General features: G+C 59.7%; 21 protein-coding genes. 7 read left to right on the top strand and 14 right to left on the bottom strand.

The genetic code is table 11. The annotated features are described in order from the left end of the window. Nucleotides 1–7: 7 nt before the first annotated feature. From aspS to QMX86_RS05815, 4 genes are all read right to left on the bottom strand, one after another. Nucleotides 8–1,783, bottom strand: a complete 1,776-nt coding sequence (aspS, locus tag QMX86_RS05830) for an aspartate--tRNA ligase (RefSeq protein ID WP_039758189.1) — start codon at nt 1,781–1,783, stop codon at nt 8–10. A gap of 98 nt (nt 1,784–1,881) precedes the next feature. Next, a complete protein-coding gene (locus QMX86_RS05825) occupies nt 1,882–2,103 on the bottom strand; it encodes a zinc ribbon domain-containing protein (protein WP_016773499.1) in 222 nt (73 codons plus the stop codon). A gap of 130 nt (nt 2,104–2,233) precedes the next feature. After that, complete coding sequence (locus QMX86_RS05820; RefSeq protein ID WP_038861040.1) at nt 2,234–2,572, bottom strand: ribbon-helix-helix domain-containing protein; 339 nt, start codon at nt 2,570–2,572, stop codon at nt 2,234–2,236. Between the two features lie 181 nt (nt 2,573–2,753). Beyond that, nucleotides 2,754–3,224 carry a Dps family protein gene (locus QMX86_RS05815; protein ID WP_016773497.1) on the bottom strand — a complete coding sequence of 157 codons (471 nt, stop codon included), beginning with the start codon at nt 3,222–3,224 and terminating at the stop codon, nt 2,754–2,756. 311 nt (nt 3,225–3,535) lie between these two features. On the opposite strand from QMX86_RS05815, the gene QMX86_RS05810 reads away from it, so the two are divergent. Then, nucleotides 3,536–4,138 carry a cold-shock protein gene (locus QMX86_RS05810; protein ID WP_016773496.1) on the top strand — a complete coding sequence of 201 codons (603 nt, stop codon included), beginning with the start codon at nt 3,536–3,538 and terminating at the stop codon, nt 4,136–4,138. A gap of 63 nt (nt 4,139–4,201) precedes the next feature. Here the strand turns inward: QMX86_RS05810 and QMX86_RS05805 are convergent, their stop codons facing one another. The 3 genes from QMX86_RS05805 to QMX86_RS05795 form a co-directional block, all read right to left on the bottom strand. Further along, nucleotides 4,202–4,408 (bottom strand): SlyX family protein, encoded by a 207-nt coding sequence (locus tag QMX86_RS05805; RefSeq protein WP_016773495.1) that lies wholly within the window; start codon nt 4,406–4,408, stop codon nt 4,202–4,204. A 3-nt stretch (nt 4,409–4,411) separates the two neighbouring features. After that, a complete protein-coding gene (locus QMX86_RS05800) occupies nt 4,412–4,837 on the bottom strand; it encodes an HIT domain-containing protein (protein WP_016773494.1) in 426 nt (141 codons plus the stop codon). Nucleotides 4,838–5,288: 451 nt separating this feature from the next. Next, on the bottom strand, nt 5,289–5,651 hold the full coding sequence (locus tag QMX86_RS05795) for a hypothetical protein (protein ID WP_163032922.1): 363 nt from the start codon (nt 5,649–5,651) through the stop codon (nt 5,289–5,291). A 76-nt stretch (nt 5,652–5,727) separates the two neighbouring features. On the opposite strand from QMX86_RS05795, the gene QMX86_RS05790 reads away from it, so the two are divergent. Beyond that, on the top strand, nt 5,728–7,080 hold the full coding sequence (locus QMX86_RS05790) for an OprD family porin (RefSeq protein WP_056787902.1): 1,353 nt from the start codon (nt 5,728–5,730) through the stop codon (nt 7,078–7,080). 224 nt (nt 7,081–7,304) lie between these two features. Here the strand turns inward: QMX86_RS05790 and QMX86_RS05785 are convergent, their stop codons facing one another. Further along, a complete protein-coding gene (locus QMX86_RS05785; RefSeq protein ID WP_016773492.1) occupies nt 7,305–8,147 on the bottom strand; it encodes a mechanosensitive ion channel family protein in 843 nt (280 codons plus the stop codon). A gap of 152 nt (nt 8,148–8,299) precedes the next feature. Continuing rightward, nucleotides 8,300–8,785, bottom strand: coding sequence for a YajQ family cyclic di-GMP-binding protein (locus QMX86_RS05780; protein WP_016773491.1), 486 nt, complete (start codon nt 8,783–8,785; stop codon nt 8,300–8,302). A gap of 140 nt (nt 8,786–8,925) precedes the next feature. On the opposite strand from QMX86_RS05780, the gene QMX86_RS05775 reads away from it, so the two are divergent. The 3 genes from QMX86_RS05775 to QMX86_RS05765 are packed head-to-tail and all read left to right on the top strand — an operon-like array spanning nt 8,926 to nt 12,513. Then, nucleotides 8,926–9,843, top strand: coding sequence for a putative 2-dehydropantoate 2-reductase (locus QMX86_RS05775; RefSeq protein WP_282387347.1), 918 nt, complete (start codon nt 8,926–8,928; stop codon nt 9,841–9,843). Nucleotides 9,844–9,888: 45 nt separating this feature from the next. Next, a complete protein-coding gene (locus QMX86_RS05770; protein WP_076563949.1) occupies nt 9,889–11,925 on the top strand; it encodes a HAMP domain-containing sensor histidine kinase in 2,037 nt (678 codons plus the stop codon). Between the two features lie 3 nt (nt 11,926–11,928). Then, nucleotides 11,929–12,513 (top strand): cob(I)yrinic acid a,c-diamide adenosyltransferase, encoded by a 585-nt coding sequence (locus QMX86_RS05765; RefSeq protein WP_282387350.1) that lies wholly within the window; start codon nt 11,929–11,931, stop codon nt 12,511–12,513. A gap of 111 nt (nt 12,514–12,624) precedes the next feature. Here the strand turns inward: QMX86_RS05765 and QMX86_RS05760 are convergent, their stop codons facing one another. The 4 genes from QMX86_RS05760 to secA all read right to left on the bottom strand — a co-directional run bounded on the left by QMX86_RS05760 (nt 12,625) and on the right by secA (nt 18,463). After that, on the bottom strand, nt 12,625–13,572 hold the full coding sequence (locus QMX86_RS05760) for a Nudix family hydrolase (RefSeq protein ID WP_282387352.1): 948 nt from the start codon (nt 13,570–13,572) through the stop codon (nt 12,625–12,627). Continuing rightward, entirely contained in the window at nt 13,569–14,201 is a 633-nt protein-coding gene (locus QMX86_RS05755; RefSeq protein WP_282387354.1) for a glutathione S-transferase family protein, read from the bottom strand. The genes QMX86_RS05760 and QMX86_RS05755 overlap by 4 nt, the downstream gene beginning before the upstream one ends. Before the next feature lie 180 nt (nt 14,202–14,381). After that, nucleotides 14,382–15,599, bottom strand: coding sequence for a bifunctional glutamate N-acetyltransferase/amino-acid acetyltransferase ArgJ (gene argJ / locus QMX86_RS05750; protein ID WP_024014097.1), 1,218 nt, complete (start codon nt 15,597–15,599; stop codon nt 14,382–14,384). 122 nt (nt 15,600–15,721) lie between these two features. Further along, nucleotides 15,722–18,463, bottom strand: coding sequence for a preprotein translocase subunit SecA (gene secA, locus QMX86_RS05745; protein WP_038861039.1), 2,742 nt, complete (start codon nt 18,461–18,463; stop codon nt 15,722–15,724). A 308-nt stretch (nt 18,464–18,771) separates the two neighbouring features. On the opposite strand from secA, the gene QMX86_RS05740 reads away from it, so the two are divergent. Then, nucleotides 18,772–19,227, top strand: coding sequence for a DciA family protein (locus QMX86_RS05740; RefSeq protein ID WP_071173369.1), 456 nt, complete (start codon nt 18,772–18,774; stop codon nt 19,225–19,227). 91 nt (nt 19,228–19,318) lie between these two features. Here the strand turns inward: QMX86_RS05740 and QMX86_RS05735 are convergent, their stop codons facing one another. Then, nucleotides 19,319–20,806, bottom strand: coding sequence for a helicase HerA-like domain-containing protein (locus QMX86_RS05735; protein ID WP_282384450.1), 1,488 nt, complete (start codon nt 20,804–20,806; stop codon nt 19,319–19,321). 186 nt (nt 20,807–20,992) lie between these two features. Between QMX86_RS05735 and QMX86_RS05730 the strand changes: the two genes are divergently transcribed. After that, on the top strand, nt 20,993–22,882 hold the full coding sequence (locus tag QMX86_RS05730) for a methyl-accepting chemotaxis protein (protein ID WP_282384449.1): 1,890 nt from the start codon (nt 20,993–20,995) through the stop codon (nt 22,880–22,882). The last annotated feature ends 43 nt before the right edge of the window (nt 22,883–22,925 follow it).

Raw genomic sequence — 22,925 nt, 5'->3', positions numbered from 1 at the left:
GCCCGTCTTACTCAGCCTTTGGCGTCTCGCGCAGGCGAATGTGCAGCTCGCGCAATGCCTTGGCATCCACTACGCCCGGAGCCTGCGTCATCACGTCGGCAGCACTCTGGGTTTTCGGGAAGGCGATCACTTCACGGATCGACTGGGCGCCGGTCATCAGCATCACCAGACGGTCCAGACCGAAGGCCAGACCACCGTGCGGCGGTGCACCGTACTTCAGCGCGTCGAGCAGGAAGCCGAACTTCTCTTCCTGTTCCGCTTCGTTGATGCCCAGCAGGCGGAATACCGCTTGCTGCATTTCCTTGCGGTGGATACGGATCGAACCGCCGCCCAGCTCGGTGCCGTTCAACACCATGTCGTACGCACGGGACAGTGCGCCGGCCGGGTTGGCTTCGAGTTCCTGCGGGGTGCACTTCGGTGCAGTGAACGGGTGGTGCAGCGCCGAGAAGCTGCCGTCGTCGTTCTCTTCGAACATCGGGAAGTCGACGACCCACATTGGCGCCCACTCGCAGGTCAGCAGCTTGAGGTCGTGACCGAGTTTGATACGCAGCGCGCCCAGGGCTTCGCTGACGATCTTGGCCTTGTCGGCACCGAAGAACACGATGTCGCCATCGACTGCGCCAACGCGATCGAGGATCACGTTGAGCTTGTCTTCCGGGATGTTCTTCACGATCGGCGATTGCAGACCTTCAACACCGGCGGCACGCTCGTTGACCTTGATGTACGCCAGGCCCTTGGCACCGTAGATGCCGACGAACTTGGTGTAGTCGTCGATCTGCTTGCGCGGCATGCTCGCCCCGCCTGGAACACGCAGTGCGGCGATGCGGCACTTCGGATCGTTGGCCGGGCCGCTGAACACCTTGAATTCGACTTCCTTGAGCTGGTCGGCAACGTCGACCAGTTCCAGTGGAATACGCAGGTCCGGCTTGTCCGAACCGTAGCGGCGCATGGCTTCTTCGAAGGTCATGTGCGGGAATTCGCCGAACTCCAGGTTCAGCACTTCCTTGAACAGGTTGCGGATCATCTGCTCGGTCAGGCCCATGATCTCTTTTTCATCGAGGAAGCTGGTCTCGATGTCGATCTGGGTGAATTCCGGCTGACGGTCGGCACGCAAGTCTTCGTCACGGAAGCACTTGGCGATCTGGTAGTAACGGTCGAAGCCGGCCACCATCAGCAGTTGCTTGAACAGCTGCGGCGATTGCGGCAGGGCGAAGAACGAACCGGCGTGGGTACGGCTCGGCACCAGATAGTCACGCGCACCTTCCGGAGTGGCCCGGGTCAGGATCGGCGTTTCGACGTCGAGGAAGCCGTTCTCGTCGAGGAAGCGACGGATGCTGGTGGTCATGCGCGAACGCAGACGCAGCTTCTCGGCCATTTCCGGACGACGCAGGTCGAGGAAGCGATAGCGCAGGCGGGTTTCTTCGCCGACGTCGGAGAACTCGTTGAGCGGGAACGGCGGGGTTTCCGACTCGTTCAGCACTTCCAGTTCATAACCGAGCACTTCGATCATGCCCGAGGCCATGTTGGCGTTGGTTGCGCCGGCCGGACGCAGACGCACCTTGCCGGTGATCTTCACGACGTATTCGCTGCGCACGCGGTCGGCGGCGGCGAAGCTCTCGGCGCGATCCGGATCGAACACCACCTGGGCCAGACCATCACGATCACGGATGTCGAGGAAAATCACCCCGCCGTGGTCGCGGCGACGGTGAACCCATCCGCAAAGGGTAATTTCCTGGCCTTCCAGGCTTTCGTTCAGTTGGCCGCAATAGTGGCTGCGCATCATGGTGTGGTTCGCTTCTCGTAATTCGAAATTCGGTGGAGATCCCGCCGCGATCAAGCAAGGCGGAAACTCACGCGTGTCGTTCGTTCAGGGTTTGAACCCTAGTCAGCTTTGTCGCCACCGGCCAGATTCTTCTTGGCTCCGGTCTTGAAGTCGGTCTCGTACCAACCGTTGCCGCTGAGGCGAAAACCCGGCATGGACAGCTGCTTCTTCAGTTCGGGCGCCTGGCAGGCAGGGCAATCGACCAACGGTGCGTCGCTGATCTTCTGGATAGCTTCCAACTGATGACCACAGGAAGCACATTGGTAATCGTACATTGGCATGGGGGTGTCTCGGCGATCAGATTGCTGCCGCGCGCAGGGCTTTGCGGCGAAAGCGCGGGATTATATCGATTAAATGCAGGCTGTGCAGCCGTAACACTGCACAGCCTGCAACCTCGTTGCAACCGCCGTTTCAGCGCGAAACGGCGGGTGCGAGATCTTTGATCCCGTTCATGACGCAAACCACCCGTACCAGCGCACTGAAATTCTTCACCCCGCCGTAACGCAGATGCACCTCACGATCGACGTGGGATAACAGTGTGCTGACCGAACAATGATTGTCCTCGGCCATGCCGCCGAGAATATTCCAGTAGACCTGCTCCAGGCGCAGGCAGGTCGCAAAACCGTTGAGGCGAATCGATCGCGACAACGGCCGGATCAGATTCATGTCGAACTCGCTGACAAACGGGTCGACTTTAATTACGTGCCGCGAAGCCGACATCCTGTCGCTTCGCCTGTCTCCTTCTACCATAGCGTTGACACTCCTTTGCCATGACTGCTGATTTATAAGGCAACATCCTGCGCCTTCATAAAAACCCAGTGACAAAGTCAGCGCCATACGACTTGTTGACCAGCCTCGTAGGATAAGCCAACGACAACGGTAAGAGTCTGGACAGGACGCGGACGACCTCACGCCGTCCGCAGCGACCGGGTCATTCCTCGAGCAGCGCGCGCAGCATCCACGCAGTTTTCTCGTGCACTTGCATGCGCTGGGTCAGCAGGTCAGCGGTCGGCTCGTCGCTGACCTTGTCCAGCAGCGGGAAAATGCCGCGCGCGGTACGGGTCACCGCTTCCTGACCTTCGACCAATTGCTTGATCATGTCTTCGGCGCTTGGCACGCCGACCTCTTCTTTAATAGAAGAAAGACGCGCGTAGGTCGCGTAGGCACCCGGCGCCGGGAAGCCCAACGCACGGATACGCTCGGCGATCGAATCGACGGCCAGCGCCAGCTCGTTGTATTGCTCTTCGAACATCAGGTGCAGCGTGCGGAACATCGGGCCGGTGACGTTCCAGTGAAAGTTATGGGTTTTCAGATACAGCACATAGGTGTCCGACAGCAGTCGCGACAGCCCTTCGACGATGGATTTGCGGTCTTCTTCACTGATACCGATATCAATTGCCATGCTTACCCCCTAACAGTGATTGAATTCATCCAGCAGGTTCAGCCCCACTTTAGCAAGGCACGCGCCCGCTCGCAGCTATCAATCCGTGATCTGACTGCGACAAATCGACCGTTTCTCTGCCGCTGGCCGGGCTGATTTGAGTAGCCGCAGGCTTTGCTGTTAAATAGGCAGTGTGTCGCCATGCCCTATTTTCCGGGGCGTTGCGCATAGGCTGATGCCGTGTACGTGTCCACCGCCTCTTATTTTGTCCTGAAGCGAACCGTGCGCCTTCAGCTCTTCCTTGTGAGCCGTCATAACGTGAGCCAATCAAAATGTTGAAAATCGTCCACCTGCTAATGGGCGCAGCAGCCTTGCTGCTGTCGTTCATACCCAGCCTGAAAGCCGAAGCCGTTCCTTACCTGCAACAGCCCGATGCACTTTACCTGGCCTTTTTCGGCCTGCTGAACCTGGTCATCGCTCCAGTGATTCCCTACTGGAACAAAGGCCCGCGCCAGCATCTGCAAAATCTGGTCAGCGCCCTGCTGGTACTGACTGTCGTCCTGCAAACTTTGACCCTGATCGCGCCGATGCCGGTCATCGCTGGCCAGCCGGCGGTGTTGTTCAGCCTGGTGATCGCCCTGGTTGCCGTGCTGCTGCATTTGGCTGTCAGCTTCTACAAATCGTCACCGGCCGCTGCGCCGACTACCTATGACATGAGCAATCGCGATACCGGCACCGTGAAGTGGTTCAACACTTCCAAGGGTTTCGGGTTTATCTCCCGGGATTCCGGCGATGATATTTTCGTGCACTTTCGCGCCATTCGTGGCGAAGGCCACCGTGTTCTGGTCGAAGGCCAGCGCGTCGAGTTCTCGGTGATGAACCGCGACAAGGGCCTGCAAGCCGAGGACGTGATCGCCGCTCTGCCACGTCGCTGATCCAAAGCAAAAAAACCGCGAACAGCCTGGCTGTCCGCGGTTTTTTTATGCCTGCCGAATGGCTCAATAATGCGGCGGTGGTGCGTCTTCTTCGAAAGCACCAAACTGCCCGACCATTTCTTCGTGACGCTTGATCAGCGCCTCCATCTGCAATTGCAGGCGCTCGATGACTCTCTGCTGGGCCACCAGCACATCGTTCAAAGCCTGAATGGTGTCATCCTGAAAGGCCAGACGGCTTTCCAGATCGGTAACGCGTTCTTCAAGGCTCATGACTCAGCCCTCCACAAAGGTGAATTCTTCGGTCAGCACCAGACGCAAGCGCTCGCGAATGGCTGCTACCTGTTCCGCGCTGTACGGCTTGGCCGGGTGCCTGCCCCAGACCGGAGCCGGCCAGGCGGCGTCATCGCGTTTACGCACAATGACATGCATGTGCAACTGACTGACAACGTTACCCAGGGTTGCCACGTTCAGCTTGTCGGCGTCGAACGAATCCTTGAGTAACTCGGCAAGGGTGGTGGTTTCCCGCCATAGCTGTTGCTGATCGGCGACATCCAACTGAAACAACTCGCTGATATCCTCGCGACGAGGTACCAGGATGAACCAAGGGTAATTGCTGTCGTTGGACAGCAACAGCCGGCACAACGGAAAGTCGCCGATGACCAGGGCGTCCTGTTGAAGTCGTGAATCCAAAGCAAACACTGTGAGCACTCCCGCTGATCCTATGACTCAGCTTAGCGGCGGCGCCGTGAAAGCAGCGCGCCAAGCGACAGAACGGCAGCATACCTGCGAATGCAGCGGGCTTCACGCTTCCCTCCGACAGTAATTCAGTAAGCGCGCCGACATAAGACATTTATCTCGCCGACGCACCAATACAGCCCCGGACATGAGCCTTGACGTGAAGATCCGCATGAAAACCCCTGATCTGTCGACCCTCGAATCGGGCGGCGCCAGTTTTACTCGGGCCCGATTGTGATTTTTTTGCACCAAAACTGCACAACACGTCTACGCTCAGTGGGTCGGGCATCCGCCAAATACTCAATGCGGGGTGAACCGGTAACGTTTTTGGTTGTCCTGCGCGGCTTTGGTGCGTTGCAACACCATTGGGGGATCGTCGTCAAGTCCGTAACAAAACAGCCCCGAGACCCCGTTTTCACAAGGTTTTCACATCTGAGAGCTGCACCCAGAAAAATAACCGCAGCGTTTTTGCGGTTTGTGCACGCTTGTTGCATTCGTAAAGGTATGGACTATAAGCGCACCACTGGAAGTGGTCGCCTGAAGCCAATAAAAACAGTGGCAGGGTTGCCCGATGGAGATTCAAGTGTTTTGCCAGGGACTCTTTTTTAGCGATGCAAAAAGGCCCGGAAACAGCGATAAAGTTGTCAGCCCGGTTGCATCGGTACTGTGGATTTGCGACATCCAGCGCTCCTTCTGCGACAACGCCGTAAAGAAGCTGAAAGGTTGATTTCGCAAGTATCGCCAACAATGTCGGCGTGATATAAGTTTGCGCCGACACAAAAAGAAAGAGCCGCCCAGATAATAAAACAGGTGGGACGGCAGTACTCTTCTAAAAACCAAAGGAGCAAATCACGATGCGCGTGATGAAGTGGAGCATGATCGCCCTGGCTGTTGCAGCAGGCACCTCGCAGTTCGCAATGGCGTCTTCTCAGGATGAAGCCAAAGGTTTCCTGGAAGATCAGAGCCTGAAACTGAAGACTCGTTTCGAATACATGAACCGCGACTACAAAAATGGCGCGGGCAACGTTTCCAACGGTGACGGCACTTTCAAAAGTGGCTATCGCCAGGATAGCGGTCTCAGCCAACTGCTGACTTACGAGTCGGGCTTCACTCAAGGCACCGTAGGCTTCGGTCTCGACGCCATGGCCATGGGTTCGGTAAAACTGGACGGCGGCTCGGGTCGTCGTGGTAACGGCTTGTTCGCCAACGACAGCGATGGCAACCCTGAGAAATCCCAGGGCAAGGTCGGCGGCGCAGTCAAATTCCGTGTATCCGACACCGTTCTGAAATACGGTCAGCAATTCGTTGCCAGCCCGGTTTTCGCCACTGACGACAGCCGTCTGCTGCCAGAAGTCGCCACCGGTACCCTGATCACTTCCAAAGAGATCAAAGGTCTGGAACTGAGCGCAGGTCGCTTCACAGCGCTGAGCAAGCAGACCGGCATGGGCCGCGACAGCATCGCCGGTCTGCCGGATGAAGATGGCAATGGCGGCAAAGGCCTGACCAGCATCAACATCTTCGGTGCCAGCTACGCCTTCACAGACAATTTCACCGGTGCATTGGCTGCTTCCGACGCTGAAGACTACTTCAAGAAGTACTACGTCAACCTCAACTACACCTTGCCGATCAACGACGAGCAGTCGCTGAACTTCGACTTCAACGGTTACCACACCAAAGGCGACAAACGCGGCGACTTGGTCAGTGCAATTGGCGACGAGACCGACGACAACGATACCCGTGGCGTAGACAACAACCTGTGGTCCTTGGCAGCAGCTTACAGCTTGGGCGCCCACAAGTTCACCGTTGCTTACCAGCAGTCGAGCGGCGACAACGCTTACTACTATGGTGTTGACGGCAACAGTACAATTTTCGTGGCCAACTCCATCCAGATTTCCGACTTCGTGGGCCGCGAAGAAAAATCGTGGCAGGCTCGCTATGACCTGAACATGAAGACTTACGGCGTACCTGGCCTGAGCTTCATGACCCGTTATGTGATGGGTGACAACATCAAGACCAACGGTCTGGGTGAAGGTAAAGAGAACGAGTGGAACGCCGAGTCCAAGTACGTGGTTCAGGAAGGTCCGGCCAAAGACCTGTCGTTCCGTCTGCGTTACGCCATGTACCGCTCCAACGGTGCCTACAGCGGTTACTCGTCTGATAACAACGACACCCGTCTGATCATCGAGTACCCACTGAACATCCTCTAATAAGGTTGCGAAGCTGACGTACTGTAGAGCTCTGCTCTAACAAAACCGCCCGCCTGAATCAGGAGGGCGGTTTTTTTTATGGATGAATAACTGATCAAACAGACAAACATTAGCCAGCTACTTATTAGCCAGCATAGTTTTATCGCGCCAAAAAAAACCCGAGAGTGTGCACACTGCTCGGGTTTTATATTAGTTGCTGACTGCCAAGCCAACTTCAAAGACGCTTACTGCGTGGCAGATTCCTGCACTACGCGTATAACCCGCTGCGGAAATGGAATATCAATCCCGGCAGCCTTCAAACGATCTCGCGCCTGTTCATTGAACATGAACATCACATCCCAATAGTCCGCAGTTTTAACCCATACGCGCAGGGAAACAGTGATCGAACTGTCGCCCAATGTCGAAATCACTGCCTGTGGCTCCGGGTCCTGCATGACGCGGGGATCCTTGGCCAGATCCAGCAATACCTGACGGGCCTTCTGCAGATCCGCTTCGTAATCCACGCCCACATCGAACACGACTTTGCGGGTTGGCTGGCGGTTGGTGTTGGTGATGATGCCGTTCGACAGGTTGCCGTTGGGCAGGATGATGGTCTTGTTGTCGCCGGTACGCAGCACGGTGTGGAAAATCTGGATGCTGTCGACAGTACCCGCTACACCTTGGGCTTCGATCCAGTCACCGATGCGGAACGGGCGGAACAGCAGAATCAGCACGCCGCCAGCGAAGTTCGCCAGGCTGCCCTGCAAGGCCAAGCCAATCGCCAGACCCGCAGCACCGATGGCCGCGACGAACGAGGTGGTTTCGACGCCGATCATCGACGCGACGCTGACAATCAGCAACACCTTGAGAATGATGTTGGCCAGGCTGCTGATAAAGCCTTGCAGCGCCAGATCGGCATTGCGCAGAGCGAGCAGACCGCCGAGTTTTTGCGTGACCTTGTTGATCAGCCACCAGCCGATCGCCAGGGTAATCACTGCCAGCAGTACGCGGCTGCCGTATTCCATGATCATCGGGATCCACGCCTGGGACGCCTTGACCAGGTGGTCCACTTCCGCATTCAAATCCATGTTCTATCTCCTGATTTCCGGCTTCCCGGGGTGTATTCAAAACAACTGTGGGAGCGAGCCTGCTCGCGAATGCGGCGTGTCAGTCAACTTTTCGCTGAATGAAACACCGCATTCGCGAGCAGGGTCGCTCCCACATAGCCTTCAGACCAAGCTTAGTCGCGGAAGTTGTTGAACTGCAGCGGCATGCCGAATTCCTTGGCACGCAGCGCCGCGATGGCTTCCTGCAGGTCGTCGCGCTTCTTGCCGGTGACACGCACCTGCTCGCCCTGAATGGCAGCCTGGACCTTGAGCTTGGCTTCCTTGATGTGGCCGACGATTTTCTTTGCCAGCTCTTTGTCGATGCCTTCCTTGAGGATGGCGTCCTGCTTCATCAGTTTGCCCGAAGCGTAGGCGTCCTTGACCTCGAGGCACTGCACGTCGATCTTGCGCTTGGTTAGCGCCAGCTTGAGGATTTCGATCATCGCTTCGAGCTGGAAAGCGGCTTCGGCGGTGAGGCTGACGGTCAGGTCTTTTTCCTTGAACTCGAAGCTGCCTTTGCCTTTCAGGTCATAACGACGATCGAGTTCCTTCACGGCGTTCTCGACCGCGTTGGTGAGTTCGTGTTTGTCCAGTTCGGATACCACGTCGAACGACGGCATGTAATCTCTCCAATAAAAAGGCGCGCTCGATGTGCATGGAGCGCGCTTGGCTTGCGGTTAAAATCGGGCTCATTATAACGGGTCTTTTCCTACCGATACGGCGAGCCGCACATGCCTGCAAGCAATCGAGCAAAAAACTGATGTCGACCACCTGGCACGTACTTGGCGCCGGCAGCCTCGGCACACTCTGGGCGACACGTCTGGCCCGGGCCGGCTTGCCTGTGCAACTGATCCTGCGCGATGCGGCGCGTTTGCACAGCTACGAGGCAGTGGGCGGCTTGACCCTGGTAGAAAACGGACAAGCTCATACCTATGCAGTTCCCGGCGAAACCCCGGACAGCCCCGAGCCGATTCGCCGATTGCTGGTTGCGTGCAAGGCCTATGACGCCGAAGAGGCCGTCGCCCGCCTCGCTTCCCGCCTCGCTCCCGACGCCGAACTGATCCTCCTGCAAAACGGCCTCGGCAGTCAGGACGCCGTCGCCGCGCGGGTGCCGCAGGCGCGCTGCATCAGCGCCTCCAGCACCGAGGGTGCGTTCCGTGACGGCGATTGGCGCGTAGTGTTCGCCGGTCACGGGTTCAACTGGCTGGGCGATGGCGCAAATCCGCTGGCGCCGGTCTGGCTGGACGATCTGCAAGCGGCGAACATTCCCCATGAATGGAGCGCCGACATCCTTACTCGCCTGTGGCGCAAACTGGCGCTGAACTGCGCGATCAACCCGCTGACCGTATTGCACAACTGCCGTAACGGCGGGCTGAGCGAGCATCACTGCGAAGTTGCCACACTCTGCGCCGAATTGACCGAACTGCTCGAACGCTGCGGCCAACCTGCTGCGGCGGACAATCTGCAATCGGAAGTCGAACGAGTGATCCACGCCACCGCCGCCAATTACTCTTCGATGTATCAGGACGTCGCCAACCAGCGCCGCACCGAGATCAGCTATCTGTTGGGCTACGCCTGCAAAATCGCCGAGCGCCATCAGTTGCATCTGCCGCATCTGCACCAGTTGCAGCAACGTTTGGTGGCGCATCTGCGCAACCGTGGATTGCCCAGTGACTGAGCAGCCGCTAGGCTGACGACTTGTTCCCCTGCTGCGATAAACCTGATGCCATTGCGCCAGCGCCTTGAAAACCTGCCGGTCGGCCAGAAACTGCTGGCCGCCCTGCTGGTGTTGTTGACCACGGTTCTGCTGGTCGCCAACCTGACCTTTATCAGCGCCGCCTACTACATTTCTCAGGAAAGCATGGCGCCTCAGGCCCTGCAGACCATCGGCCGGCTGATCGCCAATCCGAGTCTGGTCAGCGATGCGCTGGAGTCGCCGCGCAGCGCCGAGCGCCTGCTCAAGGAGCTCGACAGTTATTCACCGCTGCGCGCCGCCGCCCTGTACGACGGCAAGGGCGAACGCCTGGCGCAAGTGCAGCGCGGCGAGAAACTCAGTCTCCCCGAGCGCTACCGCCACGTCGAAGCCTGGCAACTCACCGAGTTTCGCAGCAACCAACTGATCACCCTGCCCCGCCCCGGTGCCGCGCCGGGGCATCTGTTGCTGGTCGCCAGCAGCGAACTGCCGATGGCGTTCTACACCGGCACTCTGACCGCCAGCCTCGGCATCCTGATCTTCAGCGTACTGCTGTGGCTGGTGATTGCCCGGCAGATCAAACGTCTGATTACCCGGCCGATTCATCAGCTGGAGGAATTGTCCCGGCAGGTCACTCGCGAAGAGAACTACGCCCTGCGCGCCGCGCGCGGCAACCATGACGAAATCGGCAGTCTGGCCGAGGCGTTCAACACCATGCTCTCGCGCATCGAAGCCCGCGAGCAGCAATTGAAACGCGCCCGCGACGACTCGCAGGCCGCCTACGATCAGGCGCAGGGGTTGGCCGAGGAAACCCGCCATACCAACCGCAAACTGGAGCTGGAAGTCCAGGTGCGCAGCAAGATCGAAAAGAAGCTCACCGGCTTCCAGAATTACCTCAACAGCATCATCGACTCGATGCCGTCGGCGCTCATCGCTCTCGACGAGCAGCTTTACGTCACTCAATGGAATCAGGAAGCCAGCGCTCTCTCCGGCACACGCCTGGATGAGGCGCTGAACCAGCCGATCTTCCTCGCCTTCGAACCGCTGAAACCGTTTTTGCCGCAGCTCAAGGCCACCGTCGAACAGCACACCGTGGCCAAAGTCGATCGGGTGACCTGGTTCAAGGACGATGAACCCAAGCATTATGCGCTGACGTTTTATCCGCTGATGGGCGGTGCCGGGCGTGGCGTGGTGATCCGTATCGACGACATCACCCAGCGTCTGTCGCTGGAAGAAATGATGGTGCAGTCGGAGAAAATGCTCTCCGTCGGTGGACTTGCGGCCGGCATGGCCCATGAAATCAACAACCCGCTCGGCGCGATCCTGCACAACGTGCAGAACATTCGTCGGCGTCTGTCGGCGGATCTGCCGAAGAACATCGAGACCGCCGAACAACTGGGTATCGAACTGGACACGGTGAACCGCTACCTGCAAGGCCGCGAAGTCCCGCAATTGCTCGACGGCATTCAACAGGCCGGCGCCCGCGCGGCGAAAATCGTCACGCACATGCTCAGCTTCAGCCGCCGCAGCACACGGCAAATGGCGCCGTGCGATCTGCCGGCATTGATTGATCAAGCCGTGGAAATCGCCGGTAACGACTTCGACCTGGCCATCGGCTTCGACTTCAAGGGCCAGGCGATCATTCGTCAGTTCGACCCTGCCCTCGGTCCGGTCCCGGGCACCGCCAACGAGTTGGAACAGGTGTTGCTCAACCTGCTGAAAAACGCCGCGCAGGCGATTCATCAGCGCGAAGACGACAGCGAGCCGGGCCGGATCATTTTGCGCACCAGACTCAATCCGCCGTGGGCCGAGATTCAGGTCGAGGACAACGGCATCGGCATGAGCGAGAACGTGCGCAAGCGTACCTTCGAGCCGTTCTTTACCACCAAGGAAATCGGCCAGGGCACCGGCCTTGGCCTGTCGGTGTCGTACTTCATCATCACCAACAATCACAAAGGCCAGATGGAAGTGCAGTCGGCGCCCGGCCAGGGCACTTGCTTCACTCTACGTCTGCCGCTGGTGCAGCCTGCGCCGTTGACCACCGAAACCAATTCACTACCGAGGTAACCCATGGGCTTTCGCTTGTCGAAGATCTACACCCGCACCGGCGACAAAGGCGAAACCAGCCTCGGTGACGGCCGTCGCGTCCCCAAGGATCACCCGCGCATCGAGGCGATCGGCGAGGTCGATACGCTGAACAGTCAGGTCGGCGTGTTGCTCGCCGGTTTGCTCGCCGAGCGCGAAGTGCATCCGGGACTGAATGAAATCATCGACGTATTGGCGCCGTGTCAGCACCGCCTGTTCGACCTCGGTGGCGAATTGGCGATGCCGGAATATCAGGCGTTGAACGAGGCCGAAATAGAGCGGCTGGAAGCGGCCATCGATGTGTGGAATGAAGAGCTGGGGCCGCTGGAGAATTTCATCTTGCCGGGTGGTTCGATGCTGATTGCGCAGGCACATGTCTGCCGCAGTCTGGCGCGCAGTGCCGAACGCCGCTGTCAGCATTTGAATGCGCTGGAGCCGTTGGCCGGGGTTGGCCTGGCGTATATCAATCGGTTGTCGGATTTGCTGTTTGTTGTGGCGCGGTTGATTGCGCGGCGGCAGGGGGTGGCGGAGATTTTGTGGCAGCCGGCTGCAAAACCTGAAGGAAAGTAGCGCCTGTCAGGGCGCCTTCGCGAGCAGGCTCGCTCCCACAGTGACCGTATTTCTTCAGTTGAAACGCGGTCATTGTAGGAGTGAGCCTGCTCGCGATAGAGCCAGTAGCTGCTATAGAGAATCAGGCCAGAACGCCCGAATCCCCGCCACACCCTGAGCCCCAACACCCCAGGCTTTCTCGCGCTCCGCCGGGCCTACTCCACCGAGCAGAAACACCGGTTTACTGAAACCGTCGATCAACGCCTGCGCCTGCTCCCACCCCAACGGCTGTGCATCCGGGTGCGTCAGCGTCGGCTGCACCGGGGACAGGGTGACAAAGTCGACGCCCATCTGCTCGGCCAGCGCCAGTTCTTCGGCGTTATGGCACGACGCCGCGAGCCAGCGCTCGGCTGGCAACGGACGTCCTGCCGCTGCGTATTTACGCAGTTGGGCTGCGGTGATGTGCCAGCCGGCAGACGGGAAATCGCCGAGCCATTCGAAAGGCCCTTTGATCATCAACTGCGCCTTGCCGGCGCACAGGCCCACCGCATCCACCGCCAGATCACGGTATTTCGGGTCGTAGCCGTTGGGTGCGCGCAGCTGGATCAATTTGATGCCGCCGGCGATCGCCTTCTGGATGCCGCGCAACAGTGCCGGGCCTTCCAGATCTTCCGGTGTGATCAGGTATTCGGCAGGCAAGCGCGCTGCCGCGACGATCGGCTGATTGGCCGCCGGGAACTCGTAGTTGATTAACTCTTTGGCGCTGACCCAGGCCAGTGGCTGGCCTTCAGCGCCGTGAGGTTCACCACTGAACGCTGAGACTTCCCAGACATCCAGCAACACCTGTTTGTCCGGGTAATCGTGGCGAACCTTGATCAGCGGCCGGGCAGCATCAACGACGATGCCCAGCTCTTCGTGCAGCTCGCGAGCCAGTGCCGATTGGACTGATTCGTCAGCCTCGACCTTGCCACCGGGAAATTCCCACAAGCCGCCCTGATGCTGGGTGTCGGCACGGCGGGCGATAAGAATTTTGCCGGCACCGTCACGGATGACGGCAGCGGCGACATGGACGCGTTTCACGGATTCAATTCCTCCAGTCCAGCCTTTTGCCACGCCTTGAAGGCGGGCCATTGGTAGACGGTTTCAACATACGCTTCGTCGACTGCCGGCAACTTCACCTGATAGGTGCGCAAGCGCACGGCGATCGGCGCGAAAAACGCATCGGCAAGACTGACACGACCGAACAGGTACGGTCCCTCTTCCGTCGCCGCCGCACGGCATTCGGCCCATAGCGCGAGCATGCGTTCGATATCGACCTTCACTTCTGGCGGCACCGGGCTCAGCGGGGCGTCCTGGCTGAGGTTGAACGGCATGTGGTTACGCATGGCGAAGAAGCCGCTGTGCATTTGTGCGCAGGCCGAGCGGGCCTGGGCGCGGGCGAAGGTATCGCTCGGCCAGAGTTGCTCGGACGGAGACTGTTCGGCGAGGTATTCGGCGATGGCCAGCGAATCGGCGATGGTGCCACGGGCGGTTTGCAGCAGCGGCACCTTGCCGGTCGGCGAATGCTTGAGCAGGAGCTCGCGGGTGTCGGGCTTGCCGAGCTTGATCAGCTCTTCGCTGTAGGGTGCGCCGGTCAGGTCCAGCGCCAGTGCCGCACGCAGGGACCAGGAGGAAAGCAGTTTGTCGCCGATGATCAGGTGCAGGGACATGGTGTGGCGCCTTTTCGTCAGGGAAACAATCCAGAATGTCTGGCGTCTGGTCGTCCGTCATCGCGGGCAAGCCCGCTCCCACAGGTTTTGGTGGTGTACACGGCATTTGTGAACGACCGCAATCACTGTGGGAGCGGGCTTGCCCGCGAAGAGGCCGGCAGCCCACTCCCACACCTTGAATCAAGTACGGTATTCAGCGTTGATCTTCACGTACTCATGCGACAGGTCGGTGGTCCAGATGGTTTCGCTGCAATCGCCGCGACCCAGTTCGATGCGAATGGTGATTTCTTCCTGCTGCATCACCGCCGCCCCCTGTGCTTCAGTGTAGGTCGCTGCGCGAGCGCCACGGCTGGCGATGCACACGTCGCCGAGGAACACGTCGATCTTGCTCACGTCCAGGTCCGGCACGCCGGCACGGCCCACGGCAGCGAGGATACGGCCCCAGTTCGGGTCAGAGGCGAACAGCGCGGTCTTGATCAGCGGCGAGTGGGCCACGGTGTAACCGACGTCCAGGCATTCCTGATGATTGCCGCCGCCATTCACTTCGACGGTAACAAACTTGGTTGCGCCTTCGCCGTCGCGCACGATGGCCTGGGCGACGTCCATGCACACTTCGAACACCGCCTGTTTCAGCTTGGCGAACAGCTCGCCTTCAGCGCGGGTGATCTCGGGCAGCGCGGCTTTACCGGTGGCGATCAGCATGCAGCAGTCGTTGGTCGAGGTATCGCCGTCGATGGTGATGCGATTGAACGACTTGTTGGCGCCATCGAGCATCAGGTTGTGCAGCACCTCGCGGGAGACTTTGGCATCGGTGGCGATGTAACCCAGCATGGTCGCCATGTTCGGGCGAATCATGCCGGCGCCTTTGCTGATGCCGGTGACAGTGATGGTCACGCCGTCATGCTCGAACTGGCGGCTGGCGCCCTTGGGCAGCGTGTCGGTGGTCATGATGCCGGTGGCGGCGGCTTCCCAGTTGTTCTCCGACAGGTCGTCCAGCGCAGCTTGCAGTGCGCCTTCGATCTTCTCGACCGGCAGCGGCTCGCCGATCACGCCAGTGGAGTACGGCAGAATCTGGCTGGCATCGACGCCGGTCAGCTCGGCCAACTTAGCGGTGGTGCGCTCGGCAGCCGCCAAGCCAGGCTCGCCGGTGCCGGCGTTGGCATTGCCGGTGTTGGTCAACAAGTAACGCACGGCGTTCTGTACGCGTTTTTTCGCCAGGATAACCGGCGCGGCGCAGAACGCGTTCAGGGTGAACACGCCAGCCACGGTCGAACCTTCAGCACAGCGCATCACCACTACATCCTTGCGCCCCGGGCGCTTGATGCCGGCCGAGGCGATACCGAGTTCAAAACCGGCAACCGGGTGCAACGTTGGCAAAGGACCAAGACCAACAGCCATGAATGCGCTCCTTACTCAATGATGTCAGCACCGCCACGGGAAAGGACGGTGGGATAAATGGCAAAACGCCGCGACGGCAGGAGCCGGTCGCGGCGCGGGGTGTTCAGCGATTGAAACGGGTTTTACTGGATCTGCCCGTGGCAATGCTTGTATTTCTTGCCCGAACCGCAGTAGCACAGCTCGTTGCGGCCCAGCTTCTGCTCGTTGCGCACAGGGGCAGCGGCGGTGGCCAGTGCCACATCGACCTCTTCACCCAACGCTTCCGGCTGATCCAGCCCAGGCGCTTCGGCGTGTTCGAACTGCATGCGCGCCGCCAGTGCTTCGGCTTCCTGACGCAGGCGTTGCTCTTCGGCTTCCGGATCTTCGCGACGCACCTGAACGTGCGAGAGCACGCGGATCGAGTCGCGCTTGATCGAATCGAGCAGCTCGGAGAACAGCGTGAACGACTCGCGCTTGTATTCCTGCTTCGGGTTCTTCTGCGCATAGCCACGCAGGTGAATGCCGTGACGCAGGTGATCCATGGTCGACAGGTGGTCTTTCCACAGGTCGTCGAGTACGCGCAGGACGATCTGCTTCTCGAACGAGCGCAGCGCCTCGGCACCGGCCTGATCTTCTTTCTCGTTGTACGCCGCCATCAGCTCGGTCATGAGCTTCTCGCGCAGGGTTTCTTCGTACAGGTGATCGTCTTCGTCGAGCCATTGCTGGATCGGCAGTTTCACGCCGAAATCGCTTTCGATCGACGCTTCCAGACCGGCCACGTCCCACTGCTCTGGCAGCGATTGCGGCGGAATGTGCGCGCTGACGGTAGCGTTGAGCACGTCCTGACGGAAGTCGGCGATGGTTTCGCCGATGTTGTCGGCGGCCAGCAACGTGTTACGCATGTGATAGATCACTTTACGCTGTTCGTTGTTGACGTCGTCGAACTCGAGCAGTTGCTTGCGGATGTCGAAGTTGCGGCCTTCAACCTTGCGCTGCGCCTTCTCGATTGCGTTGGTCACCATGCGGTGCTCGATCGCTTCGCCCGGCTGCATGCCCAGGGCTTTCATGAAGTTCTTCACCCGGTCAGAGGCGAAGATGCGCATCAGGCTGTCTTCCAGCGACAGGTAGAAGCGGCTCGAACCGGCATCGCCCTGACGGCCGGCACGGCCACGCAGCTGGTTGTCGATACGGCGCGATTCGTGACGCTCGGAAGCAATTACCTGCAAGCCGCCGGACTCCAGCACTTGCTGGTGACGCTTCTGCCAGTCGGCCTTGATCTGCGCGATCTGCTCGGGAGTCGGGTTTTCCAGCGAAGCGACTTCCACTTCCCAGTTGCCGCCCAACAGGATGTCGGTACCACGACCGGCCATGTTGGTGGCGATGGTCAGCGCACCCGGACGACCGGCCTGAGCGATGATTTCAGCTTCTTTTTCGTGGAACTTGGCGTTGAGAACCTTGTGTTCGATGCCTTCTTTGACGAGCAATTCGGACATGTGCTCGGACGTCTCGATGGTCGCGGTACCCACCAGCACCGGACGACCGGCAGCCATGCTTTCCTTGATGTCGGCCACGATCGCCGCGTATTTCTCTTCGGCGGTGAGGAACACCAGGTCGTTGTAGTCTTTACGCGCCAACGGTTTGTTCGGCGGAATGACCATGACTTCCAGACCATAGATCTGGTGGAATTCGAACGCTTCGGTGTCGGCGGTACCGGTCATGCCGGACAGCTTGGTGTACAGACGGAAGTAGTTCTGGAAGGTGGTCGAGGCCAGGGTCTGGCTCTCGGCCTGAATGTTCAGACCTTCCTTGGCTTCGATAGCCTGGTGCAGGCCTTCGGACAGACGACGACCCGGCATGGTCCGACCGGTGTGTTCGTCGACCAGTACGACCTGACCGTCCTGCACGATGTATTCGATGTTGCGGTTGAACAGCTTGTGCGCACGCAGACCGGCGTAGACATGAGTCAGCAGGCCAAGGTTGTGCGCCGAGTACAGGCTCTCGCCTTCGGCCAGCAGGCCGACGCGGGTGAGCATTTCTTCGATGAACTGGTGACCGGCTTCGTTGAGTTCGACCTGACGGGTCTTTTCGTCAACGGTGTAGTGACCGGCCTTGGTGACCTGGCCTTCAACTTCCTCGACGTGCAGTTCCAGCTGCGGGATCAGTTTGTTGATCTCCATGTACAGCTTGGAGCTGTCTTCGGCCTGACCGGAAATGATCAGCGGAGTACGCGCTTCGTCGATGAGGATGGAGTCGACTTCGTCGATCACGGCAAAGTTGAGTTCGCGCTGGAATTTTTCATCCATGCTGAACGCCATGTTGTCGCGCAGGTAGTCGAAACCGAATTCGTTGTTGGTGCCGTAGGTGATGTCGGCGGCGTAGGCGGCGCGCTTCTCTTCCGGCGGCTGGAACGGCGTCACGACGCCGACGGTCAGGCCGAGGAATTCATACAGCGGGCGCATCCAGTTGGCGTCACGGCGGGCCAGGTAGTCGTTCACGGTCACAACGTGCACGCCCTTGCCGGAGAGTGCGTTGAGGTAAACACCCAGGGTGGCCACGAGGGTCTTGCCCTCACCGGTGCGCATTTCGGCAATCTTGCCCTCGTGCAGGGTCATGCCGCCGACGAGTTGTACGTCGAAGTGGCGCATGCCCATCACACGCTTGCCGGCCTCGCGGGCGACGGCGAAGGCTTCCGGCAACAGCTTGTCGAGGGTTTCCCCTTTGGCGATACGGGCCTTGAACTCGGCGGTCTTGGCGCGCAATTGATCGTCCGAAAGGGCCACCATTTGCTCTTCGAAGGCATTGACGAGCTGCACCGTCTTGAGCATGCGTTTGACTTCACGCTCGTTCTTGCTTCCAAAAAGTTTCTTTAACAAAGGCGCAAACATATCGGCAGGATCTTCCACACTAAAGGGATGGAGGGCGGCCCCGTGAGTCGCCCGTGCAGCCCTCATGGCCGCATGCGAACGAGCATTCTACCCGGAAACGGTGGTGAGGAAAGTGGCGATGTTCCACGATGCTGGCACTGCGCTTTGACGGGGCTCACTTAAAATAGGGGCGTTTTGCTCAACTTCAACCCGTCGGGGGAAAGAAGTCAGGCGTTGATTTAATGAGCAAATCAGGGACAAAAGCAATGGCCCAGAGGTTCCGCAGCTTTCTGCTACCATGGCGCCTCTGTTTCTTCAGGTGTTCGATCATGGCGTTTCGCCCTCTCACGGCCAGAGCACCCGCCGTTCTGTTACGCGAAGCCAAACCGCTGAAAGCCATCCTCGGCCATGCCCAGCGTCTGGAGCATTTGCAGCGCCTGCTCGAAAGTCAGCTGCAACCGGCTGCCCGCGAGCATTGCCGGGTGGCCAAGTGGCGCGAAGGCGAGCTGTCGCTGGTGGTCACTGACGGCCATTGGGCAACGCGCCTGCGCTATCAGCAGAAACGTCTGCAACGACAACTGCAGTTGTTCGAAGAGTTCGCCAACCTGACGCGGATCAAATTCAGCGTGCGCCCGCCGATCGTCCAGCATCGGGCGGTTGGACACACCATGGATCTGTCGAGCAGTGCGGCGGAGACGATTCAGTCGACGGCCGACGGGATCAGCGATCCGGGATTGCGCGCGGCGCTGGAGCGGTTGGCGGCGCATGCCAAAGGTAAAGCCTGAAGCAAAAGCAAAAGATCGCAGCCTGCGGCAACTCCTACAGAATGAATGCATTTCAACTGTAGGAGCTGCCGAAGGCTGCGATCTTTGCTTTTTAGCGGCGCTTGCTGCCTCCGAGCAGAGAGCCCATCAACCCCCGCACCAACTGCTTGCCAAGGTTATTAGCCGCCTGGCGCATCGCTGATTTCAGCGCCTGGCCTGCCGCCGTGCCGAGGAAATCTCCCGCGCGGTCAGCCAGGCTCGGCTCTTCGGCCGCCGCTTTGCCCGCTGGTGTTTCAGCCTCGGGCGCCAGCCCTTTGCGTCCCATCAGGATTTCATAGGCCGACTCGCGGTCGATCGGCTTGTCATAACGGCCCTTGAACGGTGAGCCGGCGATCAGCACGGTGCGCTCGGTTTCGGTCAGCGGGCCGATCCGCGACTGCGGCGGTGCCACCAACACACGCTGGACCATTTCCGGCGTGCCCTTCTCGGTCAGCGTGCCGATCAGCGCCTCACCAATACCTAACTCAGTCAGCACCGACAGACTGTCGAACGCCGGATTCGGCCGAAAGCCATCCGCAACCGCACGCAGGGATTTCTGCTCTTTGGCGGTGAACGCACGCAGGCCGTGTTGAATGCGCAAGCCCAACTGCGCCAGCACGTCATCCGGCAGATCCGCCGGCGACTGGGTGACGAAGTACACGCCCACGCCTTTGGAACGAATCAAACGCACCACTTGCTCCAGGCGTTCCTGCAACGCCTTGGGCGTGTCGCCGAACAACAAGTGCGCCTCATCGAAGAACAGCGCCAGCAGCGGCTTGTCAGCATCGCCGCGCTCGGGTAGTTGCTCGAACAACTCGGCCAGCAGCCACAGCAGGAACGTTGCGTAAACCTTCGGCGCCTCGTGCACCAGACGGCTGGCGTCGAGCAGATGGATGCGTCCCCGGCCATCGGCGCCCGGTTGCAGGATGTCTTCAAGTTGCAGCGCCGGCTCGCCGAACAAGGCTTCGGCGCCCTGCTGTTCCAGCGTCGCCAAACGGCGCAGCAGCGCCTGGCTGGAACCGGTGGTCATCAGCGCCGCGTCTTCGCCGAGCAACTGCGGGTTGTCCTTGAGGTGATTGAGCAGCGCTTTCAGATCCTTGAGATCCAGCAGCAACAACCCTTCGCGATCCGCCACTTTGAAGGCCGCGTACAGCGCCGACTGCTGACTGTCGGTCAGCTCGAGCAGGCTGCCGATCAGTAGCGGACCCATTTCGCTCAGGGTGGTGCGCAGCGGGTGTCCGGATTCGCCGTGGATGTCCCACAGCGTGACGGGATAAGCCTGCGGCGTGTGACCGAGCCAGGGCATGCCGGCGATGCGCTCGGCCACTTTGCCCTGCGGGTTGCCAGCGGCGCCGAGGCCGCAGAGGTCGCCCTTGATGTCGGCGGCGAACACCGCCACACCGGCGTCGCTGAACGCTTCGGCCAGACGCTGCAATGTCACGGTTTTACCGGTGCCGGTGGCGCCAGCGATCAGCCCGTGGCGGTTGGCCAGGCGCATGGCCTGAGCGATGGGTTGCGCGGCCGGATCAGCGCCGATAACGAGTTGCGAAGAGTCAGGCATTTTCTCACCCAATGGTTAATCTTTGATGACACATGGCCGATACATAAATTGGATAGACCCATCAGAAAATCGGGTCGGACATTTCCCTAAGGAGAGCCGGAAATATCAGTTTTTCAACCTTGCCCATAGTGCGCGTCTCTATCAAAGCACGCCCAGGACATTAAGACCTTAGCGGAACCCCAAGCCATGAACAAAAACCTGCGCTTCAGCCATAAGATTTTGCTTGCCGCCGCTCTCATCGTCATTGCCGCTTTCGCCTCGTTCACGTTGTACAACGACTGGCTGCAACGCAATGCGATCCGCGATGATCTGAACAACTACCTCAATGAAATGGGCGAGGTCACCGCCGGCAACATCCAGACCTGGCTCAGCGGGCGCATCCTGCTGATCGAGAACGCCGCGCAGAACATCGCCATCAACCCGGAACCTGCCACGGTCGCCAGCCTGCTGGAACAGAAAAGCCTGACCTCGACGTTCATGGCCACCTATCTGGGCGATGCCACTGGCCACTTCACCATCCGCCCGGACGTGAAGATGCCGGACGGTTTCGATCCGCGCGTACGCCCTTGGTATAAAGGTGCCGAAAGCAGCAGCACCTCGACCCTGACCGAACCCTACATCGATGCGGCCACCAGCCAGTTGATCATTTCCATCGCCACCGCGTCGAAAAAGGCCGGGCAGAGCGTTGGCGTGGTCGGTGGTGACCTCAGCCTGCAATCGCTGGTCGACACCCTCGCCGCACGGGATTTCGACGGCATGGGCTATGCGTTTCTGATCAGTGCCGACGGCAAGATCCTCGTTCATCCGGACAAGGCTTTGGTGATGAAATCGCTCAAAGAAGCCTACCCCCAGGACACGCCGCGCATCAGCAGCGATTTCAGCGAAGTGAGCGTCGACGGCAAAACCCGCATCGTCACCTTCGCCCCGATCAAGGGCCTGCCGTCGGTGAACTGGTACATCGGCCTGTCGATCGACAAGGATCAGGCCTACTCGATGCTCAGCGAATTCCGTACCTCAGCGGTAATCGCAACCATTATTGCCGTGGCAATCATCATCGCCCTGCTCGGCATGCTGATCCGCCTGCTGATCCAGCCGCTGCACGTGATGACCCGCGCCATGGAAGACATCGCCGACGGCGAGGGCGACCTGACCAAACGCCTGAACATCGTCAATAACGATGAATTCGGCATCCTCGGCACCGCGTTCAACCGTTTCGTCGAACGTATTCACGGTTCGATCCGCGAAGTGTCCTCGGCCACCGGCCAGGTCAACGAGGTCGCGCTGCGCGTGGTCGCAGCGTCAAACTCGTCGATGTACAACTCTGACCAGCAAGCTTCGCGCACCAGCAGTGTTGCCGCCGCGATCAATCAGCTCGGCGCCGCCGCCCAGGAAATCGCCCGCAACGCCGCCCAAGCGTCGAATCAGGCCAGCGACGCCCGGGGTCTGGCCGAGGATGGCCAGCAAGTGGTGGAGCGCAGCATCAAGGCGATGAACCAGCTGTCGAGCATGCTCAGCGCGTCCAGCACCAACATCGAGTCGCTGAACAGCAAGACCGTCAACATCGGCCAGATTCTCGAAGTGATCACCAGTATTTCCCAGCAGACCAACCTGTTGGCGCTGAACGCGGCGATCGAAGCGGCGCGCGCCGGTGAGGCCGGTCGTGGTTTCGCCGTGGTGGCCGACGAAGTGCGCAACCTGGCGCACCGCACGCAGGAATCGGCACAGCAGGTGCAGACCATGATCGAGGAGCTGCAAGTCGGCGCCCGGGAATCGGTGAGCACCATGAGCGACAGCCAGCGCCACAGCCAGGACAGCGTCGAGATCGCCAACCTCGCCGGCGAACGCCTGAACAGCGTGACCCTGCGCATTGGCGAGATTGACGGGATGAACCAGTCGGTGGCGACAGCGACCGAAGAACAAACCGCTGTGGTCGAGTCGATCAATGTCGATATCACCGAGATCAACACGCTGAACCAGGAGGGCGTGGAGAACCTGCAAGCGACCTTGCGCGCGTGCTCGGATCTGGAGCAGCAGGCTTCGCGTCTCAAGCAACTGGTGGGCAGCTTCAGGATTTAAGATCAAAAGCCTACCCCCTCACCCCAACCCTCTCCCCCAAGGG

The organism is Pseudomonas sp. PS01270 (assembly GCF_029959775.1).
Taxonomy (GTDB): Bacteria; Pseudomonadota; Gammaproteobacteria; order Pseudomonadales; family Pseudomonadaceae; genus Aquipseudomonas; species Aquipseudomonas atacamensis.
The sequence above is the reverse complement of the archived record's forward strand: the minus strand, read 5'-3'. Positions and strand labels throughout refer to the sequence as shown.